The sequence below is a fragment of the Vallitalea guaymasensis genome, assembly GCF_018141425.1.
GTDB classification, from domain to species: Bacteria; Bacillota; Clostridia; order Lachnospirales; family Vallitaleaceae; genus Vallitalea; species Vallitalea guaymasensis.
Map to the genome: position 1 here is coordinate 4,342,316 of NZ_CP058561.1, position 22,452 is coordinate 4,364,767.

The 22,452-nt window shown below is 31.8% G+C and carries 18 protein-coding genes; 17 read left to right on the top strand and 1 reads right to left on the bottom strand.

From position 1 onward, the window contains the following. Window positions 1–14: 14 nt before the first annotated feature. The 7 genes from HYG85_RS18610 to kamE are packed head-to-tail and all read left to right on the top strand — an operon-like array spanning window position 15 to window position 7,930. Window positions 15–677 carry a 3-oxoacid CoA-transferase subunit B gene (locus HYG85_RS18610; protein WP_330408071.1) on the top strand — a complete coding sequence of 221 codons (663 nt, stop codon included), beginning with the start codon at window positions 15–17 and terminating at the stop codon, window positions 675–677. Between the two features lie 44 nt (window positions 678–721). Beyond that, window positions 722–1,756: an L-erythro-3,5-diaminohexanoate dehydrogenase gene (kdd, locus tag HYG85_RS18615; RefSeq protein WP_276515008.1), complete on the top strand. Its 1,035-nt coding sequence runs from the start codon at window positions 722–724 to the stop codon at window positions 1,754–1,756. An 18-nt stretch (window positions 1,757–1,774) separates the two neighbouring features. Then, window positions 1,775–3,070 carry a lysine 2,3-aminomutase gene (gene kamA, locus HYG85_RS18620; RefSeq protein ID WP_330619133.1) on the top strand — a complete coding sequence of 432 codons (1,296 nt, stop codon included), beginning with the start codon at window positions 1,775–1,777 and terminating at the stop codon, window positions 3,068–3,070. Further along, window positions 3,042–4,070 (top strand): lysine 5,6-aminomutase reactivase subunit KamB, encoded by a 1,029-nt coding sequence (gene kamB, locus HYG85_RS18625; protein ID WP_212690929.1) that lies wholly within the window; start codon window positions 3,042–3,044, stop codon window positions 4,068–4,070. Before kamA ends, kamB begins: the two co-directional genes overlap by 29 nt. A gap of 22 nt (window positions 4,071–4,092) precedes the next feature. Continuing rightward, window positions 4,093–5,547 (top strand): lysine 5,6-aminomutase reactivase ATPase KamC, encoded by a 1,455-nt coding sequence (gene kamC / locus HYG85_RS18630; protein ID WP_212690930.1) that lies wholly within the window; start codon window positions 4,093–4,095, stop codon window positions 5,545–5,547. Between the two features lie 31 nt (window positions 5,548–5,578). Further along, window positions 5,579–7,132, top strand: a complete 1,554-nt coding sequence (gene kamD / locus HYG85_RS18635) for a lysine 5,6-aminomutase subunit alpha (RefSeq protein WP_330619134.1) — start codon at window positions 5,579–5,581, stop codon at window positions 7,130–7,132. A gap of 15 nt (window positions 7,133–7,147) precedes the next feature. Next, window positions 7,148–7,930 (top strand): lysine 5,6-aminomutase subunit beta, encoded by a 783-nt coding sequence (kamE, locus tag HYG85_RS18640; RefSeq protein ID WP_212690931.1) that lies wholly within the window; start codon window positions 7,148–7,150, stop codon window positions 7,928–7,930. Between the two features lie 274 nt (window positions 7,931–8,204). Here kamE and HYG85_RS18645 read toward each other — a convergent pair whose 3' ends face one another. Then, window positions 8,205–9,275, bottom strand: coding sequence for a uroporphyrinogen decarboxylase family protein (locus tag HYG85_RS18645; RefSeq protein WP_212690932.1), 1,071 nt, complete (start codon window positions 9,273–9,275; stop codon window positions 8,205–8,207). A gap of 119 nt (window positions 9,276–9,394) precedes the next feature. On the opposite strand from HYG85_RS18645, the gene HYG85_RS18650 reads away from it, so the two are divergent. The 10 genes from HYG85_RS18650 (at window position 9,395) to hutH (ending at window position 22,437) form a co-directional block, all read left to right on the top strand. After that, the gene (locus tag HYG85_RS18650) at window positions 9,395–10,228 is read left to right on the top strand and encodes an AraC family transcriptional regulator (RefSeq protein WP_212690933.1); all 834 of its coding nucleotides are present in this window, start codon (window positions 9,395–9,397) and stop codon (window positions 10,226–10,228) included. A gap of 650 nt (window positions 10,229–10,878) precedes the next feature. Then, complete coding sequence (locus HYG85_RS18655) at window positions 10,879–11,064, top strand: hypothetical protein (protein WP_212690934.1); 186 nt, start codon at window positions 10,879–10,881, stop codon at window positions 11,062–11,064. Window positions 11,065–11,310: 246 nt separating this feature from the next. Beyond that, the gene (locus HYG85_RS18660; protein WP_212690935.1) at window positions 11,311–13,047 is read left to right on the top strand and encodes a sensor histidine kinase; all 1,737 of its coding nucleotides are present in this window, start codon (window positions 11,311–11,313) and stop codon (window positions 13,045–13,047) included. 96 nt (window positions 13,048–13,143) lie between these two features. After that, window positions 13,144–14,640 (top strand): response regulator transcription factor, encoded by a 1,497-nt coding sequence (locus HYG85_RS18665; RefSeq protein WP_212690936.1) that lies wholly within the window; start codon window positions 13,144–13,146, stop codon window positions 14,638–14,640. 374 nt (window positions 14,641–15,014) lie between these two features. Continuing rightward, on the top strand, window positions 15,015–16,700 hold the full coding sequence (locus HYG85_RS18670) for an extracellular solute-binding protein (RefSeq protein WP_212690937.1): 1,686 nt from the start codon (window positions 15,015–15,017) through the stop codon (window positions 16,698–16,700). A 135-nt stretch (window positions 16,701–16,835) separates the two neighbouring features. Then, on the top strand, window positions 16,836–17,726 hold the full coding sequence (locus tag HYG85_RS18675; protein ID WP_113675978.1) for an ABC transporter permease: 891 nt from the start codon (window positions 16,836–16,838) through the stop codon (window positions 17,724–17,726). 11 nt (window positions 17,727–17,737) lie between these two features. Further along, window positions 17,738–18,619, top strand: a complete 882-nt coding sequence (locus tag HYG85_RS18680) for a carbohydrate ABC transporter permease (RefSeq protein WP_113675979.1) — start codon at window positions 17,738–17,740, stop codon at window positions 18,617–18,619. A gap of 90 nt (window positions 18,620–18,709) precedes the next feature. Then, window positions 18,710–19,471 carry a PHP domain-containing protein gene (locus tag HYG85_RS18685; protein ID WP_113675980.1) on the top strand — a complete coding sequence of 254 codons (762 nt, stop codon included), beginning with the start codon at window positions 18,710–18,712 and terminating at the stop codon, window positions 19,469–19,471. Between the two features lie 235 nt (window positions 19,472–19,706). After that, window positions 19,707–20,438 carry a glycerophosphodiester phosphodiesterase family protein gene (locus tag HYG85_RS18690; RefSeq protein ID WP_113671470.1) on the top strand — a complete coding sequence of 244 codons (732 nt, stop codon included), beginning with the start codon at window positions 19,707–19,709 and terminating at the stop codon, window positions 20,436–20,438. Window positions 20,439–20,910: 472 nt separating this feature from the next. Continuing rightward, window positions 20,911–22,437, top strand: a complete 1,527-nt coding sequence (hutH, locus tag HYG85_RS18695; RefSeq protein WP_212690938.1) for a histidine ammonia-lyase — start codon at window positions 20,911–20,913, stop codon at window positions 22,435–22,437. Window positions 22,438–22,452: the final 15 nt, after the last annotated feature.

Consider the following 22,452-nt stretch of genomic DNA (forward strand, 5'->3'; position numbering starts at 1 on the left):
TGGGGGTGGATTTTTTGATAGATAAAAAGTTAGGTAAAGAAATAATTGCTAAGAGAGTAGCAAAAGAATTGAAGAGTGGTCAGCTGGTTAATCTGGGTATTGGTCTTCCTACTAAAATAGCCAACTATATTCCAGAAGGTATAGAGGTAAGTTTTCAATCAGAAAACGGCATGACAGGTATGGGTAAACTATCTCCAGAGGAAAGTGAAAACAAAGATATCATAAATGCTGGTGGAGGATACGTGAGTGTATTACCTGATGGAGCTTTTTTTGATACCAGCTTCTCATTTGGACTTATAAGAGGAGGACATGTGGATCTCACTGTTCTTGGAGCACTTGAAGTTGATAAGATGGGCAATCTTGCAAGCTGGATCATACCAGGGAAATTGGTTCCAGGTATGGGCGGAGCTATGGACCTTGTAACAGGTGCCAAGAAAGTGATAATAGCTATGCTTCATACTGCAAAAGGTACACCTAAGATATTAGATGAGTGCACATTACCGTTAACAGCAAAAGGAGTTATAGACCTTATAGTAACAGAGCTTGGAGTAATGGAAGTAACCGATAAAGGAATAGTGTTAAAAGAAATAAATAAAGATACAACAATAGAAGAAATAAAATCTTTAACTGCTTGTGAACTTATCATTGATGATAATTTACAAGTGATGGAAGTGTAAGTGGTTAATAATAAATATATTATTTTGAAAGGATTGATTAAATTATGAGAGGTTGCAAATACGGAACACATAGAGTTATAGAGCCAAAAGGAGTATTACCACAAGCTGCACAGAAAATATCTAACGATATGAAAATATATGATAATGAAATGCTTATTGATATCCAAGCACTAAACATAGATTCAGCGAGCTTCACTCAAATAAAAGAGGTCTGTAATAAAGACAAAGAAAAAATGAAAGCTATGATACTGGAGATTATTGGTAAAAGAGGTAAAATGCAGAATCCAGTAACTGGCTCTGGTGGTATGCTAATAGGTACAATCAAAGAAATGGGAAGCGATTTAAAAGACAGAGACTTGAAAGTTGGAGATAAAATAGCTTCATTGGTATCACTTACTCTTACTCCACTTAAGATTGAAGAAATATTGGATATTAAGATGGACATTGACCGTGTAGAAGTAAAAGGTACTGCTATTTTATTTGAAAGCGGTATATATGCTAAGCTACCAAATGATATGGAAGAAACATTAGCACTTGCAGCACTTGATGTAGCAGGAGCACCAGCTCAAACTAGAAAACTAGTTAAAAAAGATCAAACAGTTCTTGTATTAGGAGCTAATGGAAAATCAGGTTTATTATGCTGTTACGAAGCAAGAAAACAAGTAGGCGAAAATGGTAAAGTAATTGGTATGGTTAGAAGTGAAAGCAAGAGAGAATTCTTGGAAGAAACAGGATTTTGTCATGATATCATCCTTGCTGATGCTACTAATCCTACAAAAGTATTAGAAGAAGTTATGAAAGTAACTGGTGGAAAAGAAATTGATGTTGCAATAAACTGTGTTAATATCCCAAATACTGAGATGTCAACAATACTTCCTGTAAGAGAAGAAGGAATAGTATATTTCTTCTCAATGGCTACAAGCTTTACAAAAGCTGCCCTTGGAGCAGAAGGTATTGGAAAAGACGTTAACATGATTATTGGAAATGGATATTCTAAGAATCATGCTGATATTACACTAGAAGATGTTAGAGAAAGTAAAATAATCAGAGATATCTTTGAAAAAATGTATTTAAACTAATTATAGGAAGGAAATTTTGTGGGGTGTAAAATGGAAAAGAGCAGAAGGTATGAATATTATAGTAATGTTAGTGATAGCGATTGGAATGATTGGAAGTGGCAGATAAAAAACAGGATAAGAAATGTTGAAGAGTTAAAAAAATATTTACCACTTAATGAATCAGAAGAAGAAGGAATCAAAAAATGCTTGCAATCACTAAGGATGGCCATTACACCATACTACTTATCCCTTATTGATAAGAATGATGAAAATGACCCTATCAGAAAACAAGCTGTACCTAATAGCTTAGAATTACACACATCAACCGTTGACTTCATTGACCCCCTATCAGAAGATGCACACTCACCTGTGCCCGGGTTGGTTCATCGATATCCTGATAGAGTGTTGTTTTTAGTAACTGATCAATGTTCTATGTATTGTAGACACTGCACTCGTAGAAGATTTGCAGGACATACAGATAAAGAACTGCCAATGAATAGAATAAATACTGCCATAGAATATATTGCTAATACACCAGTTGTTAGAGATGTATTGTTATCTGGTGGAGATGCCCTATTATTATCAGATGACAAACTAGAATCCATAATAAAGAAATTACGAGAAATCCCTCATGTAGAGATAATCAGAATAGGTACTAGGACACCTGTTGTGTTGCCTCAGAGAATAACAGATAATCTTGTAGGAATGTTAAAGAAATATCATCCAATATATATTAATACACATTTCAACCATCCTAATGAGATTACGAAAGAATCAAAAGAGGCGTGTGAAAAATTAGCAGATGCAGGAATTCCACTTGGTAATCAATCAGTTTTGCTTAAGGGTGTAAATGATTGTGTGTTCGTAATGAGAAAATTGGTAAATGAATTGGTTAAAATAAGAGTAAAACCATATTATTTATATCAATGTGATCTTACAGTCGGCATAGAACATTTTAGGACTTCTGTAGCAAAAGGTATTGAAATCATTGAAGGGCTTCGTGGACATACGTCTGGACTTTGTGTACCTACTTTTGTTGTTGATGCACCTGGTGGAGGCGGAAAGATACCAGTAATGCCTAATTACCTTATTTCGCAGGGTCATAATAAGATTGTTCTTAGAAACTTTGAAGGAGTTATAACAACTTATAAAGAACCAAACCATTATGAACCAGCATGTAATTGTGAGGTATGCAGACATGAAAAAGAAACCCATATGGTTGGAGTTGCAGAATTATTATCTAATAATGAAAAATCATTGATAGAGCCAGAAGGTCTGGAAAGAAAAATGAGAGGGTATGGACACCTTGAAAAAACTACTGCAAAGGTTAACTGAATACAACAGCATATCAATTATTGGTATGGATAAAAATGTTGGAAAGACAACTACATTAAATTTCATAATAAACAAGGCTAGGGGTAGGTATACCCTTGGCCTTACCTCCATTGGAAGAGATGGAGAAGAAAAAGATATGGTTACAGGTACAAACAAGCCCAAAATATACATTGGTAAAAATACTTTTGTAGCCACAGCCAAGAAATGTCTCATGACAAGTGATGTAACTATGGAGATTATTGATACTACTGGTATTGACACACCAATGGGAGAAATTATAATCATTAGGTCCTTAAGCGATGGTTATATAGAATTAGCTGGACCTTCAGTAAATAACTACATGAAAGATATTTGCATCAAGCTTAAAGATTATGGATCTGACTATGTATTATGTGATGGTGCCGTTTCAAGAAAAACATTTGCATCACCAACGATTACTGATGGAACCATATTATGTACTGGAGCATCTCTGAGCAATGATATAAATAAAGTGGTATATGAAACTGTACACACAGTGAATCTATTATCTATTAAAGAAAATGAAGATATCAATTTATTGAATCTATTAAAGGAAAACCGTGATTACAAGGTATGTTTAGTTGATAAGGATTATGGTATAAGAAATCTTCCTGTTCTTACAGCATTAGAAGCATCGGGAGATATCGTAAATAATATCAATGAACATACAAAATATGTAGTTATCAAAGGCATTATATCCGATAGATTACTTCAGGGAATCATAGGAAGCACACAGTTATACAAACAAATAAAGTTTATTATTGAAGATGGTACTAAGATGTTCGTTAGTAAAAAAGAGTATGATATATTTCTAAGAAGCGGTGGAACCATTGAGGCATTGAAGAAGATAAATCTAATAGGAGTTACCGTTAATCCAGTATCCCCATATGGTTATGAATTTGACAAAGATAGACTCAAGTCATTAATTAGTGGAGAAATCAATTTACCTGTCTATAACGTAATGGATGATGAAAAATATTAGGGAGGTGGTTATAATAAAATATTTGGATAATAAGATAAAAGAAGAGATTGGTTTTAACTATGTATTGAATGAGTTATCTATCAATACTCCCTATGGAATGGCTGTCAAGAAAAAAATCAGGGTCTATAGAAAAGAAGAATATAATTTACTTTGCAATGAACTAGACAATGTTGAAAAAATCATTACTAGTTTACATAGAAACAAAGAGGCATATAGTGAAATTGAAAGAACTATGATGGAATTTAAGGATATAACTAATCTTGTAAAAAGATATAACAGAAATTATATACTAGACGAAGTGGAATTGTTTGAAATCAAGAGTTTTGCAATAAATACACAAAAGTTATTGAGTACATATAAGAATCTTGACCTTGTTATAGATATCAAATTTCAATCTATGAAAAGTATTATTAAACTGTTGAATCCGGAGAATAAGACTTCCCATACTTTTTCTATATATAATGCTTATAGCATAGAACTAGAAGAGGTTAGAACTAAGAAGATAAAGTTAGAAAAACTTATATTCAAGGAAGAAAATCAAGAAAGAATTAAACTACTGAAAAGTGAAAGATTGGATTTAGTAGTTGAGGAAGAGAAGTTAGAGAGCAGCATAAAGATGTGTTTGAGTAAAAAGATTTATGATTATATAGATGATATAAAGCATAATATTGATGCAATAGGAAGATTGGATATGCTTATTGCAAAAGGCAGGATTGCAATAAAATATTTGGCTGTAAAACCTAAGATACTGAAAGAAGTCAATATTTGGTTCAAGGATATGAAAAATCCAAAAGTGATAAATTATCTAAGAGAGAACAATAAAGATTATATACCTGTAAGTATTAGTTTGGAAAAAGGGGTTACTGTTATTACAGGAGCTAATATGGGAGGAAAGAGCGTTACAATAAAAACAATGGTTCTTAATCTATTATTGGCACTAATGGGTTTTTATGTATTTGCAGCAGAGGCTAAAGTGGCTATGATGGACTTCGTATACTTGATATCAGATGATATGCAGTCAATAAGTAGAGGTCTTAGTTCTTTTGGGGCAGAGATTATCAAGATAAATGAAGCTATTAAAGATATTAAGACAGGTAATGGCTTCATAGGATTAGATGAATTCGCAAGAGTAACCAATCCAGGAGAAGGAGTCATTCTACTAAGATCTTTATGTAAATTCCTTAAAGATTATAATACTGTAAGTCTTATATCAACACATTATGATGGCATCATTGATAGGGATATGAAACATTATCAAGTTGTGGGACTTAAGAATGTTGATGAGAACAATTTGAAAAATAAAATCAATGTGGACAGAGAAGATTCAACGCGTATTATTCAAGACAAAATGGATTATAGATTAGAAATTGTAGATGAGCATTGTGCTGTTCCAAAAGATGCCATAAAGGTAGCTAAATTATTAGGACTTGATGAAAAAATATTAGACTATACAGAAGCAATGATAAAAAATTCTTAGTAATATTTATTTTAAGAGAAGGTTGGTGGGTATGATGGAAAGTAAAATAAATCTTAACATGGAGTTAGTAGATGATTGCAGAAACGCAGCAAGAAACATTGCTACGGATACACAAGAATTCATTGAAAGACATACGACTGTTTCTGTAGAAAGAACTGTATGTAGATTGTTAGGTATTGATGGTGTCAATGACTATATGGTTCCACTTCCTAACGTTGTGGTTGATAATATTAAAAAGGGAGAAGGATTATCCAGTGGTGCAGCTGTTTACATAGGTAATGCTATGCTTAAGTATTCTATGACACCACAAATGGTGGCAGAAAAAGTAGCAAATGAGGAACTTGATTTGACCAAGATTCCAATGGGGGATATTTTTGATATAAAATTAGAACTTGATAAAACAGCAAAAGAGACAGTAGCCAAGATAAGAAAGAATAGTAATAGACGGGAAAAGCTACTAGAAGATTTTGGAGACAAGACAGAACCTTATCTATATGTCATAGTTGCTACAGGTAATATATATGAAGATATAACTCAAGCTGTAGCGGCAGCTAAGCAGGGAGCAGATATCATTGCTGTCATAAGAACAACAGGGCAGAGTCTTCTTGATTATGTTCCATATGGAATAACTACAGAAGGATTTGGAGGTACTTATGCTACACAAGAAAACTTTCGCTTAATGAGAGAAGCTCTAGACGAGGTTTCTATAGAACTAGGGAGATATATAAGATTATGTAATTATTGTTCAGGTTTATGTATGCCTGAAATAGCGGCAATGGGAGCTATTGAAAGATTGGATGTAATGCTTAATGATGCATTGTATGGAATACTTTTCAGGGATATCAATATGCAGAGAACAATGATAGACCAGCATTTTTCCAGAATAATAAATGGTTTTGCAGGTGTAATTATCAATACTGGTGAAGATAATTATCTAACTACTTCGGATGCAGTTGAAGAGGCACATACTGTTCTGGCTTCACAATTCATAAATGAGCAATTTGCTTTGCTTGCAGGATTAAAAGAAGAATTAATGGGACTTGGTCATGCATTTGAAATGAATCCAGAATTGAAGGATGGTTTTTTGATGGAACTTGCTCAAGCACAAATGGCAAGAGAGATTTTTCCGAAAGCTCCGTTGAAATATATGCCTCCAACAAAATTCATGACAGGTAATATTTTCAAAGGGCATGTTCAGAATACATTATTTAATATGGTTTCAATTTTAACCAATCAAAAGATACATTTATTAGGTATGCTGACAGAAGCCATACATACACCTTTTATGGCAGATAGAGCCTTATCAATAGAAAATGCCAGGTATATCTTTAACAACATGCATTCTCTTGGAGAGGAAATAACTTATAAAGAAGATGGCATTATTCAAAATAGAGCTAAAGAAGTTCTTGCAAAAACTAATGATCTGTTAGTTGAAATAGAAAAAGAAGGACTTTTTAAGACTCTTGAAAAAGGCATATTTGCTGGAGTTAAGAGACCTATAGATGGTGGTAAAGGATTAGATGGAGTAATTATGAAGGATAGAGAATATTATAATCCTTTTATTGAATTGATGTTAGATAAATAGATAGGAGTGGTATGTATGAGTGGTGGTTTATATTCTATGGAGAAAAGGGATTATGATACAACCCTTGATCTATGTAAGTTAGCTCCCTATGGAGATACAATGAATGATGGTAAGGTACAGTTAAGTTTTACATTACCAGTTGTTGATGATGAAAATGGAATGGAAGCAGCTAAGATTCTGGCTAAGAAGATGGGTATTGCAGAGCCTTCGGTGGTTTGCCATAATGCTTTAGATAAAGAGTTTACTTTTTATGTTGTATATGGTGGTGTGAGTCATAGAGTAGATTATACAAAAATCCATGTTGAGCGTATTGAAGTGGATACTATGGATATGAAAGAGATTAATAATTATATAAGAGAGCATATCAAAAGAAAAGTTGTAATAATTGGAGCTAGTACAGGTACTGATGCTCATACTGTTGGTATAGATGCAATCATGAATATGAAGGGTTATGCGGGACATTATGGATTAGAGAGATATGACATGATTGATGCTTATAATCTTGGGAGTCAAGTACCTAATGAGGAGTTTATAAAAAAGGCTATAGAGTTGAAAGCTGATGTTCTTTTGGTTTCTCAGACAGTTACACAAAAGAATATACATATAGCTAATTTGACTAATCTTGTTGAATTACTTGAAGCTGAAGGGTTGAGAGATAAGATTATACTTGTATGTGGTGGACCAAGGATTACTCATGAATTGGCGAAGGAGATAGGTTTTGATGCTGGGTTTGGACCAGGTAAGTATGCTGATGATGTGGCTTCTTTTGTGGTAACTCAGATGAAGGAGAGATTTTAATATCAAATAAGTCAGAAAAAGTGTTTTGTTCGGACTTGGTTATTTGCAAAATAGTATATGTATATGTTACGCCAGCTACTTGCTCGTCCTGAGCAAAAAGCTGGGTTCGGCGTCCTGCCTCACTACTCCACATATACATATACTATTTTGCTCTTAGTGAACGTCAATTTAGTTACAAAACACTTTTTCTTCTATTTGCAAAATAATTAGTTTGGTTACTAACTTATAGTTGAAGTTTATAAGTGATTTATATATAATTAAATATTATATTATATTATATTAGTTTGAAGTTTTTACAGGCTTCTACGTAAGCTAGTATATTTTCCCAGGGTACTTCGGGTTCTAATAAATGGGTTGGAGCGCATATTAATCCGCCTTTTTTACCGGCTAGAGTCAGATTTTTGGTTACTTCTTCTTTAATTTCGGCTGGGGTTCCGAATGGCATAGTGGTTTGAGTACCTATGGTTCCGTAGAAAGAGATTTTGTCGTTGTATTTCTTGTGGATTTCATCAAAGGACATACATTCTGGTTGAACGGGGTTAAGTACATCTACACCTACGTCTATAAGGTGTGGTATGAATGGTGTGATGAAACCGCAGCTGTGATAGAAGATTATTATGTTAGGATTGATTTCTCTAACGGTGTCTATAATCTTTTTTAATCTAGGCTTTAACCAAGTTACATACATATCTTCACTGAGCATTATGCTGTTTTGCATTCCAACATCGTCTCCGAAGAAGAGCATATCTGCTCCTGCTTTGACGAATGATACTGCTCTTATAATAGATAATTCAGTTACACGGTCTAGGATAAATGCTGCTTTTTCTGGATCGGTAATCATATCCATCATTAGTTGTTCCATGCTACGCATATACCATGATAGTTCCCAAACTGTACATTGCATGTTGCCCATAGCTGCTAAGCCTTTTGCGTGATATTCATCGCATTGTGCTTTTTGATCTGCATGGTCAGCATTAGCGAAGTCAGGGAATGGATATGCTTCAAGTTCTTCCATGGTTGTCAAGTCTTTCATTGGATGACGCATATATGTCATATGCATAGCTGCTTCACTGCCTGGTTCATGGGCAACTCCCCACTCATCAATATAAGTTCCTTCTTTTAGTTGAAAGTTATAGTAGGAACGATATTTTTCTGTATCATGATTAATCAGTTTTCTGTCTTCGATACAACGCCAAGGCATATCAAAGTATTCTTGGTAGGATTTATCAGATTTCGTTTCCTCTTTATATTTTTCTATCAAGGATGGACATAAGTCGAAGTAGACAGGAGCTTCTTCATAACCTTGTCTTTTGATTAATGAGATTAAATTATCTTTTTTTGTCATTGTTATACCTCCTAATATGTATAATATGGTATTATAGGTATAAGTATATATGGTATTATTGTTAGTAAGAATGATATAAATGGTACAAATAATGTAAAAAATGGTATGGGGATGGTAGAGTGGATATTCCAAGGGAACTTTTTGTGACAGATACTTGTTATTATCATATTAATCAAAAACCTATTGAAGGAATAATATCATGTGGATTTTTAACTAAAAATGCTGAGAAGAAATTACATAACTTCATTTATTATGGAGGGTTCATTGTTCTAAGTGGTAAGGGTAGATATATTAGTGAAGATGGATATGAGACTGAGTTGAAGCCAGGTTATTTTGTTCAGCGAATACCTAATGTAAAACATACAACTGTTGTTGATGGTAGTGAACCTTGGTTGGAATTTTATATTTGTGTGGGTCCTTCTATATATAGAACATTAGGAGATATAGGGATTCTTAATACGGTTGATCCTGTATTTAAGATTAAGCCTAGTCCTATGCTTATTAATCAATGTTGTAAGCTGTTAGCCAGTTTCAAGGAAGCAAAGGAAAAGGACATGAATGAATTATTTATAAAGGTTCAAAGCTTTTTGATTTTAATCAATTCTATTAATGAACAGTTATATATATTGAATGAAGAAGATAGATGTATTGAAATGTTATGTGATACATTAAGTCACGGATTCCACAGAAAGATAGATATAAAAGAAGAAGCTAAGAAATACAGTATGAGTTATGAAAAGTTGAGAAAACTTTTTAAACAGAGGATAGGAGTCTCTCCACATAAATACTTGATAACAAAGCGTATCAATGAGGCTCAGAGTATGCTCCATGACCCTAATCTTACTATATCTGAAATAGCTGATATGTTGGGATTTTATGATTCATATGCTTTTTCAAACCAATTCAAGAAAATTGTTGGTGTGTCACCAAAGAATTTTAGAGAGGGAATATAGTAGTATTTCAATGGTAAAATATTACAAAAATATTACATTCCAAAAAAAGGTTGCAATTTGCTTGATAATAGTATATAATAGTTATCGGTTAAGATATTTAATAACAGAAGAATATAAAAGAGAAAAAAGGAGGTTGTGTACAAATGTTAAATATAATAGTAATGAACAGCAAACAAACTTCATATTGTAATAATGTTATACACGACTTAGACCTTTTAAGAATTCATATATAGTAATGAATTAATTATATAGATAATAACAGCCGTAGGTCATGTATAATGCTCTATGGTTTTTTTATGCATAGCTTTAGATAAGCCATAGGGTAGTACCTATGGCTTTTTCTATGTTTGTAACCTTTATTGGATTACATATAATTCTAAGGATAAAGGAGGTTAAATAAATATGATGGTGATAAAATTATAACTAATAATGTAGGCTAGAATTTTATGGGAGGATACTTATGAATATAAAAAACAGAACATTGGGATTAGATATTTAGATAGGTAACAATAGGAAAAGATGTAGATTAAAGTTATAATAAATCAAAAAAATAACAGGAGTTGATATTTGTGAGTGACATATCAATAATACAAAATATAGATAATAGAAATAGTGCGGAATATAAGGACAGCATCAAGGAGGGAATAAGAATGTCAGTTTTAAGTATGGCAATGAATGTAGGAACTTTTAAAGTAAATTTGACGGTTAATAAAAGTGACGAACTAGTAAATAAAAAGAAAAAGAATTATCAAGCTAGAAAGAGAATAAAAGAAGCCATTAAAGAAAAAAATCAAAGGTTAGATGAATATTCAATGTGTAATTACTTGATAAGATAATACTAAATCAATAGAATATAAAATTATAATAGGAACTAGAATATATAGCCTGTATATAGGCATATATCTGGTTCCTATTTAATTAGAATGATATATTTAAATGTTTAGAAATATATTTTTGGGATAAAATATATTGTATTTTAATAACTATAGGTGCTACAATGTATAATATAAATAAATTGCCGGTAATTAGCGAAAAATGTTGTTGAATTAGTGGTAAATGTTATTAAATGGAAGGATAGTTCAATGAATAAGATTGTGCAATACATAAAAAAAACTCTTAGGAATATAAGTCTTAAGCATAAATTTTCGGTAATTATAACTGTTTCTGTATTAATATGTGTTGGAGTAACATCTATATTTTCGTTTTATATTTTTGGGAAATATAACCAATTACTTTATCATAACACATCTCATATTCTAGAAATGACTATTGTCAATATAGAAAAAGATCTTAAACAAATAGAAAAAATAACAGATTCTATCATTGGTGATAGTGTTATTCAAAATCAGATGCCCATTATTCAAACTGAAGAAATGAATATTATGTACAGCGAATCCATCGCTAGTATCAACAAAACATTGAATGAGTACTACTCAGATGGAAATATTATTTCTATGGCAATATATACAGATAATCTACGTATCAATTGCGGGTGGAATTTTCTCGATGATAAACATGAAGTAATACAAAGGGCTATTTTAGAAGCTAAAAATGCTGGTGGTAAAACTGTATGGTTATCAAGTGGCAGAAGTGACTCAAGTGTTATATGTGCCAGAGATATAAGACAGGTAAAGAATCTTTCCTTAAACAGTATGGGAGTATTAGTTGTCCATGTTGATTTGCAAGATATATTAGAGAAACAATTGGTATATTACCAAAAGCTTAACTATAATCCATTAATAAGCATTGTTTCAGAAGATGAAGTATTGTACAGTAACTTAGGAATAGATTTGAAGGTTAAGAGAAAGAGCTTGGATAATACTTACAGCATTATGAAAAACGGTAAGAGTGAGTATTTTGTTACAGAAACCCAAAATCTTTTCTTGCCTTGGAAATATACAATGTACATTCCTTTTGATTCTATAGGAGGGTCAATAAAATCCCTTAGGTTAGTTATGACAATTGTACTTGTCATTGTCATGATAGTAGCCTTTGGATTGAGCATTAAAATAGTATCTCAGATCATTAAACATTTTGATACCCTTGTTAATAAAATGCATACATTTAAAAAAGGCAATTTTACTATTGATTGCGAGTATGACTACACCAATAGGAATGATGAATTAGGATTCGTCCATAGAAGTTTTGACGAAATGGTTAATGATATCAGGAAATTGGTAAATGATAATTATGTGAAACAATTATTGATAAAGGATGCTCATATAAAATCTTTACAGCAACAGATTAACCCTCACTTTTTGTTTAATATATTGCAGACCGTTAATTGGATGGCTAAAGCCAATAATCAGACGGAAATATCAGTTATAGTTGAATCAGTAGGTAAAATGCTAAGATTTGCATTGGATGAGCAAAATAATGTTGTAGTATTGGAAAAAGAATTGGAGAATACACAAAATTATATAGTGGTACAAAAAATAAGGTATAAAGATAGACTGAAAACGGAAGTAGATGTTTCAGAATCCCTATATAATCAAAAAATACCCAAAATGGCATTACAGGCTATTGTAGAAAATGCCATCAATCATGCCCTTGAAAATATGCTTGAGACTTGTATCATCAAGATTGCTACAGAAGATACAGGTGATTCATTTAATTTGATAGTAGAAGACAATGGACCTGGGATTCAAGAAAATATGCTGGAGAAATTGGAAAACAAGACTGTAAAACCTTCAGGACTAGGTATTGGATTAACTAATATCCATAAAAGGATACAATTATTGTTTTCAGATGAATATGGTCTTGAACTTCATAATACAGGACATGGAACGAGAGTAATAATAAAATTGCCAAAAGGATAGTTTCAAACATTAATAAATATATTTTACAACTATTATAATTGAGAGATTTTCAATTATTGAAGTTCTTATAATTAGTAGATTACTGGGAGGATTATCATGTATAAACTATTATTAGTTGATGATGAAAGTATTGTAAGAGAGAGTATAAGTAAATTGATTAATTGGGAGAAATATAATATAAGTCTTATTGGAAGTTGTTCTAATGCTATTGAAGCGATAGATATAGCAAAGAAAAATGAAATAGATATTATTATTACTGATATCAAAATGCCTGTGATGAGTGGTATAGAACTTATAAAGAATGTAAAAGGATTGGGTATTGATTGTGAGTTCATTATTTTATCAGGTTATAATGAATTTGAATTCGCAAAAAATGCAATGCAGGAGAACGTGAAGCATTATATTTTGAAGCCTTGTAGTGAAAAGGAGATAGAAGAGGCATTATTGAAAACTATCTCAGATATCAATAGTAAAAGAATGATAGAGAAGAAAATGGAGGCACAACAATTTGTACAACATATCTTTTTGCAGCAATTCATAAATCTGGTATTACAGAATAAAGAGCCAGACCTAGAAATGGAACATTGGCTTAATATATTATTCTCTGATTATGATAAATTATTTTGGGTCAGCTTCAATTGGGATGAGGATGTTAATAATCCAGAGGGTGTTTATGATAGCTTTTTAGAATTTGCTGAGTCAACTTCATCTACAGTCATTTCATCAGTAATGAAAATAAATAATACTCTAGGCTGTTTCTACTTTTCTACAAAGGATGAATTACCTTACAATGAACTTACATTTTTGCAAAAAAGACTATTGGAGCAATTAGGCAGCATGCCTGTACTTAACAAGGTCATAAAATGCTCACCTAATGAGTTATGCGGTATTATCACTAAAATATACAAAAAATCATCATACTATCTAATTATCAATAGAGATGGTATAAGTCGATGTGATATAAAGGGAGCATATAATGATGTGGATATTGCGCATATTCATGAGCAGTTTGTGAAATATATTACAAAAGGTGATAAGAGTAGCATAAAAGATCATATCCAATCCTTGTTCTACAAATATGATAGAAATTTTTCGGTTATGGTATGTACAAAATTATTAATAAAATATTCATCTGCAGGTCTACTTGATACTAAGCATTTGACAAGTGTCTTGAATCAAGTCTATGCAATAGATGATACAGATGAAGTAATAGTTATTCTGAACAACATTATATGTAGCTTGATTGTAGAAAATAAAGATGAGAATTTTGTAGATAAAATAACTAAATATATTGATGAACACTTAGATGATTCAAATCTTACTTTGAAGTGGTGTGCAAAGGAATTGGTTTTCCTTAATGAAGATTATATCAGCAGAGCATTCACTAAGCAGGTAGGTCAGAATTTTACATCTTACCTTAATCACAAACGTATTGAAAGAGCTAAGAATCTTATAAGCTTAATGAGCGAAGATGAGAAGATATATACGGTTGCAGAGAAAATAGGATTAGGACATAATCCACAATATTTCAGTAAGATTTTTAAAAAAAGTACAGGATATACACCAAAGGAATATAAGGAATTGTATAATTAATGTCGGATTTGTACACAAAACACCACATGTTTGTTTATTTATATAAATATTTATATCAGATATTATATATATATAGCAAGCAAGGGTGAATGAAATGTCTATGAATGATATGTGTAAGGATAGTGAAATGGAAGTTGATAATTATGGTTAAGGGAACTTACGGTTGCGTTGATAAGGGAGAAATGCCTATCTCCCATTTAGATATAAGAAGCCTTAACTAATATCAAATGTTTGTTTTATGCCTATATCTCATATTAAACAATAATTTACCCACGAAACATGGTAGATATCTATAAACATGATTCACCCTAGGAGATAAGTTGCTAATGATGGTATGAAAATATTAATTGATTAAAAACATGGAGGATCAGATAATGAAAAACAAGAAAAGCTGTTTATTAATACTATTATTAATAGTTAGTATGGTACTATCTGCATGTGGTACATCAAATAGCAAACCAAAGGATAACGAATCCGATAAGAATACGGCAACTCAAGATTCTGAAGCAATGACACCTTTGGGTAAATACCCTGAAATGGTAACTATAAACGTAGCGAAAACTATTGCAGCTAATCCTAATCTAGTTGATGGACAAACTCCAGAAGATAATATCCTACTAGACTGGATTCGTAATGAATTAAATATTGATGTAAAAGTTGCATGGCAAGCAGAAGGAAGCGAATATAATAATAAGCTTTCATTAAACATTGCAGCAGGAGCTTTACCAGATATGTTCATTATTCCTGCAGAAAACTATTTAACATTCAGACAAATGGTAGATAATGATTTATTAGCAGATTTAACTGATATATATGATAAATGTGCTGGTGAATATATGAAGAGTACATATGAGTCATACAATGGTAAAAACCTAGAGCCTTTAACTATTGATGGAAAATTAAGAGCTATCTCTAGTGCCAGCTTAGGTTATGGACACAACATTCTATGGTTACGTAAAGACTGGATGGACAAACTTGGGTTAGAAGAACCTAAGTCAATTGAAGACCTTCAACATGTTTTAAAAGAGTTCATTGAAAAAGACCCAGGAAATAATGGAGCTGGTAATACAGTTGGTTTAGCATTAAGTGCAGTAAAACCTGTTGGGGGATATGCTAACCAATACGGAGCAGAACCAATATTCCATAGTTTAGGAGCTTATCCAGCACAATGGATGCAAGATGAGAACGGAAAAATCTATTATGGTTCAACAGCACCTGAAGTAAAAGAAGGTTTAAAAGTTTTAAGAGATATGTATAGTGAAGGTTTGATCGATAAGCAATTCTTAACACGTCTTGGAACTGGTGAAACAGAAGCATTATTAACTTCTGGATTATCAGGAGCGTATTTTGGACCTTGGTGGTCAGTGCCTGGTGATATAATCAAAACAGATCCAAATGCTGAATTTATTCCAGTAAATGCACCACTTGATGCCAATGGAAAATTCAATCACCTTAATCCATCACCAACAGGTGACTTATTAGCAATTAACAAGAACTTCAAGAATCCAGAAGCATTATTAAAGATCGTAAACTTATCATTTGATATGTATAGAGGTTTTAACGTAGAAGGAAACAAAGCAATTCAACCACTTATTGATAAAGGTATCAGTAGAGTAGCTTTATTCCCAACAGGAAACTTTAATATTGATTATTATGATGTAGTACCTAAGTTAGGTAAATTGACTAAAGGTCTTATTGAAACTGGAGAATTACATGAAGATGAAACTACATCAGATTATGACAGAGCTCAAGCTCAATATGCAAAAGATTATGTAGATGGCGTTAATAAAGATAAAAATCATTTTAAAGCATATGAGAGAAGATATTTATCATCTAATATTTTAGATACACCAGAAAACAATCCAGTTGATGCAGCATACTGTTATACAACTGAATCATCTGCAAGATTAAAGCCTACACTTGACAAATTGGAAGATCAAATGTTCTTACAAATCATTATTGGTGAAAAACCACTTGATTATTTTGATGAATTCGTAGAACAATGGTACAAGTTAGGTGGAGATGTATTAACTAAAGAAGTAGAAGATATCTTGAAATAATATATAGACAAAACATATTAATCGCCTATAAGATTAGGCGGTTAATATTATAATAGGGTAGAAATTAAATAAAAATTTATATAAATATCCTTGGTTGTCTATGATGGTGTAATAAAATATTAGGAGGAACATATTTTGAGAAGCAAGGTTAATCAATTATATTATCATGCTATGTTATTGCCAGGGATGGTAGCATTAATTATTTTCAGCATCATTCCTATGGGTGGAATAATCATGGCTTTCCAGAACTTCCAACCTGCAAAAGGGATTTTACATTCTGATTTTATAGGATTGGACAATTTTAAACGTATATTATTATTGCCTGATGCAAAACAAATATTTTTCAATACAATAATAATTGCCGTAGCTAAAATACTTATAGGAATGATTGTTGCTGTTGCATTTGCTCTTCTATTGAATGAATGTAGAATATTAATATTTAAAAGAGCAGTACAAACTATTGTGTACTTACCTCATTTCTTGTCATGGGTAATATTGGCAGTTATGTTCAGTAACATTTTCTCATATACAGGAATAGTGAATCAAGTAGTAACATTTTTTGGTGGCGAACCATCAATGTATCTGGTTAGTAATAAATGGTTCAGGTCCATTATGATTGGTGGAGATGTTTGGAAAAACTTTGGTTATAACGCAATCATCTATGTTGCAGCCATGACCAGTATTGATCCTACACTCTATGAAGCAGGAGATATTGATGGGGCGACTCGTTGGCAGAAAATCAAAAGTATAACGATACCAGGTATTTTACCAACTATTATCTTGATGACAACCCTTAACATGGGTAAGGTAATGAACGCTGGTTTTGAACAGATTTTCAACATGTATAGTCCTTTGGTATATGAAACTGGTGATATTATAGATACATATGTTTATAGAGTTGGTTTAGTAAATCTGCAATACAGTTTTGGTACAGCAGTAGGTTTATTAAAATCAGTAATCAGCTTTGTAATGTTGTTCGTATCATATAAATTGGCAGCTAAGTATTCGGATTATAGAATTTTCTAGGAGGAACAAAAATGAGAAAAAAAATTACAACCGCTGATATTATTATAGGTATCATCCTCATTTTATGTGCTTTTTCCTGTTTAATGCCTATACTTAATACTATTGCCATATCTTTTAGTGATAGAACCAGTGCAGCATTAGGAAAAGTATATTACCTGCCAGTTAATTTCACAATGGCAGCTTATGAGGCTATGATACATGAGAGTCAATTTATAGTATCATTCTTCAATTCAATATATAGAGTTTTATTAGGTGTGTCAATTAATATGTTGCTTTCAATATTGATGGCATATCCACTATCTAAGAGTACAAAAGCTTTTAAATACAAGAAAGTATATATGTGGATAATAATTGTTACCATGATGTTCAATGGTGGTTTAGTTCCTACATTCTTAGTTATTAAGAATCTAGGTCTAATGGATACAATATGGTCATTAGTTCTACCAACTGCTGTTCCAGTATTTAATGTAATACTTCTGATGAACTTCTTTAAAGGTGTACCTAATTCATTAGAAGAAGCAGCTGAAGTGGATGGAGCTAATCCAATGCAGATTTTATGGAAAATCTTCGTACCTATTTCAAAGCCAGCTTTGGCTACAATTGCATTGTTTGCTATAGTAGCTCATTGGAATGCATTCTTTGATGGTAAGATATATATTAACTCTCCATCAAAATTACCATTACAGACATATATTCAATCCTTGACAGTTGATTTGAATCCTGAAAGAATGGCTAACATGACGCCAGAACAGATTGAGCGACAAATGGCAATGTCTAGTTTAACCTTCAACTCAGCTAAGGTTATTGTTTCCATGGTACCTATACTACTCATATATCCGTTTATACAGAAGTATTTTGTAACTGGAATTGTTGTAGGAGCCGTTAAAGAATAAAATTATATTTAATTATTGAAATAAGGTATTGATATTATATACACAATACCTTATTTTGATTTAAAATAAATTATAGAAAGGAAGATTAATATGAAAATAGATTTACACGTACATGCTAAGGAACGTTCAGCTTGTAGTATAGCAAGTGAAAAGGAACATATAGAATCCGCAATTAGATTTGGATTGGATGGATTGGTTTTTACAGACCATAACAGGATTTCTTCAAAAGAACATATAGATGAATTAAACAAGAAATATAAGCCATTCAGAATATATAGTGGAATTGAAATCACTATAAAAGATAAAGGTGAAGATATCTTGGTTATTGGTATTAATGATAAGATATTGGAAGAGAAAGACTGGTCATATGAAGAACTATACAAATATGTAAAAGAAAATAATGGATTCATAGCATTAGCCCATCCATATAGATATAAAGACTATGTAAATGTAGACATAGAAAATTACATACCAGATGCTATAGAGATTCATTCAACCAATATAGGTAAAGATGATGAGCAGAATATCAAAAATCTAGCAAAAAGGTTAAATACTAGATTAATAACTAATTCTGACGGACATGATTCCAAACATGTTGGCATTTATCATAATGATTTGGATTATACACCAGAAGATGATGCTGAATTAGTTGAGATATTGAAGGCAGGTAAGTATACATGCGAACCAAGTAGCGTGAGAGTAAAGATATTCAATGAAAAAGTGAAAAAGCAAGAAGAAATAATAAGAAAACTCATTAAAGAAGGTAAGGATAAAAAATATTATCAAGAAACTACAGGAAATTGGGAAGGTCAATTTGATAGAGTTGCAATGGGTAAATCTTATGAAATATAATTTATAAGTTTATAGATAATTATATATTAATTAAAGTATTAAGAGCTTTTTATTAACCAGAGTACGTTAATAGAAAGCTCTATTTTGTATTTATAATTTAATAATAAATCTTAGCTTTTTGTTAAATATATTTAATTATTATGTTAAAGTTATTGTATTCTATTGAAAAACTAAGATAATTTTATTATCATATTATTTATAGATTATCAATAAATTTTAGGAAGAAGGATTTAATATGGATTCAAGAATGAAATGGTTAGCTGAGGATAAAATAGCTCATAGGGGATATCATAATAGCAGATATCCAGAGAATTCAATGGGAGCTTTCAAAAGAGCCATAGATCATGGATTTTCAATTGAGTTGGACATACATATGTTATCGGATGGAGAGATAGTTGTTTATCATGATGATAATTTAAAGAGAGTCACAGGTGTAGATAAGGATATAGAAAAATGTACATATGAAGAGATAAAAAATCTTAAGTTGTTAGATTCTAATGAAAACATTCCTTTATTCAAAGATGTATTAAATGAAGTAAATGGAAAAGTAGGTATTATGATAGAATTGAAGACCAGGGGTAAGGCTGGACCTTTGGAAGAAAAGACATATGAAATGCTAAAAAACTATAAAGGAAGATATATAATACAATCCTTCAATCCTTTTTCCGTGGCATGGTTTTATAAAAATGCACCAGAGATTGTCAGAGGTCAGCTTTCGGGATACTTCAAAGATGATGATCTATCACTTGTATCTAGGGTATTGCTAAGAAACTATCTGTTGAATTTCTTGAGTAAACCTGATTTCATTAACTACGATATTAATTATCTACATAGATTGCCGATAAAATTAATAAGATGTAAAGGCAAGTTTGTCTTTGGGTGGACAGCTAGGAGTAAGACGGAGTTTTGTGATGCATTGAATAGATGTGAAAATGCTGTGTTTGAAGATTTTAATCCTTGTGAGTGAACCCACTACCAATCAAAGCTAGAATTATCTAGCTTTTTTTCAATTTTAATAAATGATCTTATAAAAATTCTCATATAAAAAGTAAAAAGGTATACTACTTTTATTCTGCTCTAATAAAGTAATAGAGTAGTAAATTAACAAAGAATTGTAAAAATCTAGGTATGGTTAATTTATCAAAATATGTTCAGCTATTAAGTTAATAATAGTTATTAATTTATAAAGTAATTTAATCTAAATAAGATGTTACTATATTAAAAATATTCTTGAAAATATTACCCTGTCACCTCTTTATCATGGTAAAACTCTAACTTATAATAGAAATTTCAAAAAATATTGATTATATTCTTGGGATGGTTTACAATTTAATTAGACACTAAAAAAAGATTATTTACAAAGAGGAAAATACTATTTTGTAAATATAACGGCAAAACATTTCTAAAGAATATACTAAAAAATAAGTGGGGTGTTTTTATTGGATACTGTTTATGTTGACGGAAATAATTTAACATTAGAAGAAGTAGTAAATGTTGCTAGACACAACAAAAAGGTTGGTATTTCAAAAGAAGCAATAGAAAAGGTCAATAAATCAAGGAAATATGTTGATGAAATAGTTGACAAAGAGAAGATTGTATATGGAATCACAACTGGTTTTGGTAAATTTAGTAATGTAGTTATCTCAAAAGATCAAGTGGAAAATCTCCAATCAAGTTTAATAAAAAGTCATGCTTGTGGTGTTGGGAATCATTTTCCTATTGAAACTGTCAGAGCAATTATGCTCCTTAGAGTTAATGCACTTACAAAAGGTTATTCAGGTATAAAGCTTACAACACTTAATACATTAGTAGAAATGATTAATAAGGGAGTTCATCCAGCTATTCCAGAAAAAGGTTCTCTTGGCTCAAGTGGTGATTTGGCACCTCTAGCCCATATGGTATTAGTTATGTTAGGAGAAGGGGAAGCATACTATAAAGGTGAGTTGCTAAGTGGTAAAGAGGCTATGAATCAAGCTGGTATAGAGCCAATTAGTCTAAGTGCAAAAGAAGGTCTAGCATTAATTAATGGAACTCAAGTACTTACGGCAGTAGGTGCACTAGCTACATATGATGCAATAAAACTTGCAAAACTGTCAGATGTATCAGCTTCTCTTACTTTTGAAGCCTTAAGAGGTATTACAGATGTTTTTGATGAAAAAGTACATCTGTTAAGAAATCATATAGGTCAAATGAAATGTTCCAAAAACATGTTGAAAATATTGGAAGGTAGTAATCTTACAACAAGACAAGGGGAAATAAAAGTACAGGATCCTTACTCCTTACGATGTGTCCCACAGATACATGGTGCAAGTAAGGATGCAATAAATTATGTACTTGATAAGGTTAATAAAGAGATAAATGCAGCAACTGACAACCCATTAATATTCCCAGACGAAGATGAAGTCATATCATGCGGTAATTTTCATGGTCAGCCTATGGCGTTAGCCTTTGATTTTCTTGGTATTGCACTTGCTGAACTAGCTAATTCGGCTGAAAGAAGAATAGAAAGATTAGTTAATCCTAATCTAAGCTGCTTGCCAGGATTTTTAACAGAGCATGGCGGACTTAACTCAGGTTTTATGATAGCTCAATATACAGCGGCTTCACTGGTTTCTGAAAATAAAGTGTTAGCTCATCCTGCAAGTGTTGATTCTATACCATCCTCAGCTAATCAAGAAGATCATGTAAGTATGGGATCTATAGCTGCTAGAAAAGCAAGAGATATACTCTATAATACTACAAGAGTCATTGCGATAGAGCTACTAGCGGCTTCACAAGCATTAGAATTCAGGGAAGGTAAAACATTAGGAAAAGGTACAAAAGTAGCATATGAATTAGTTAGAACAGAAGTAGATAAATTGATGGAAGATAGAATCATGTATGTGGACATTGAAAAAATTATCGCTTTAGTTACAAGCAATAAAATGATTGATGAAGTAGAAGTGCGTATCGGAGAATTGCTGTAGACATATTTATTATTA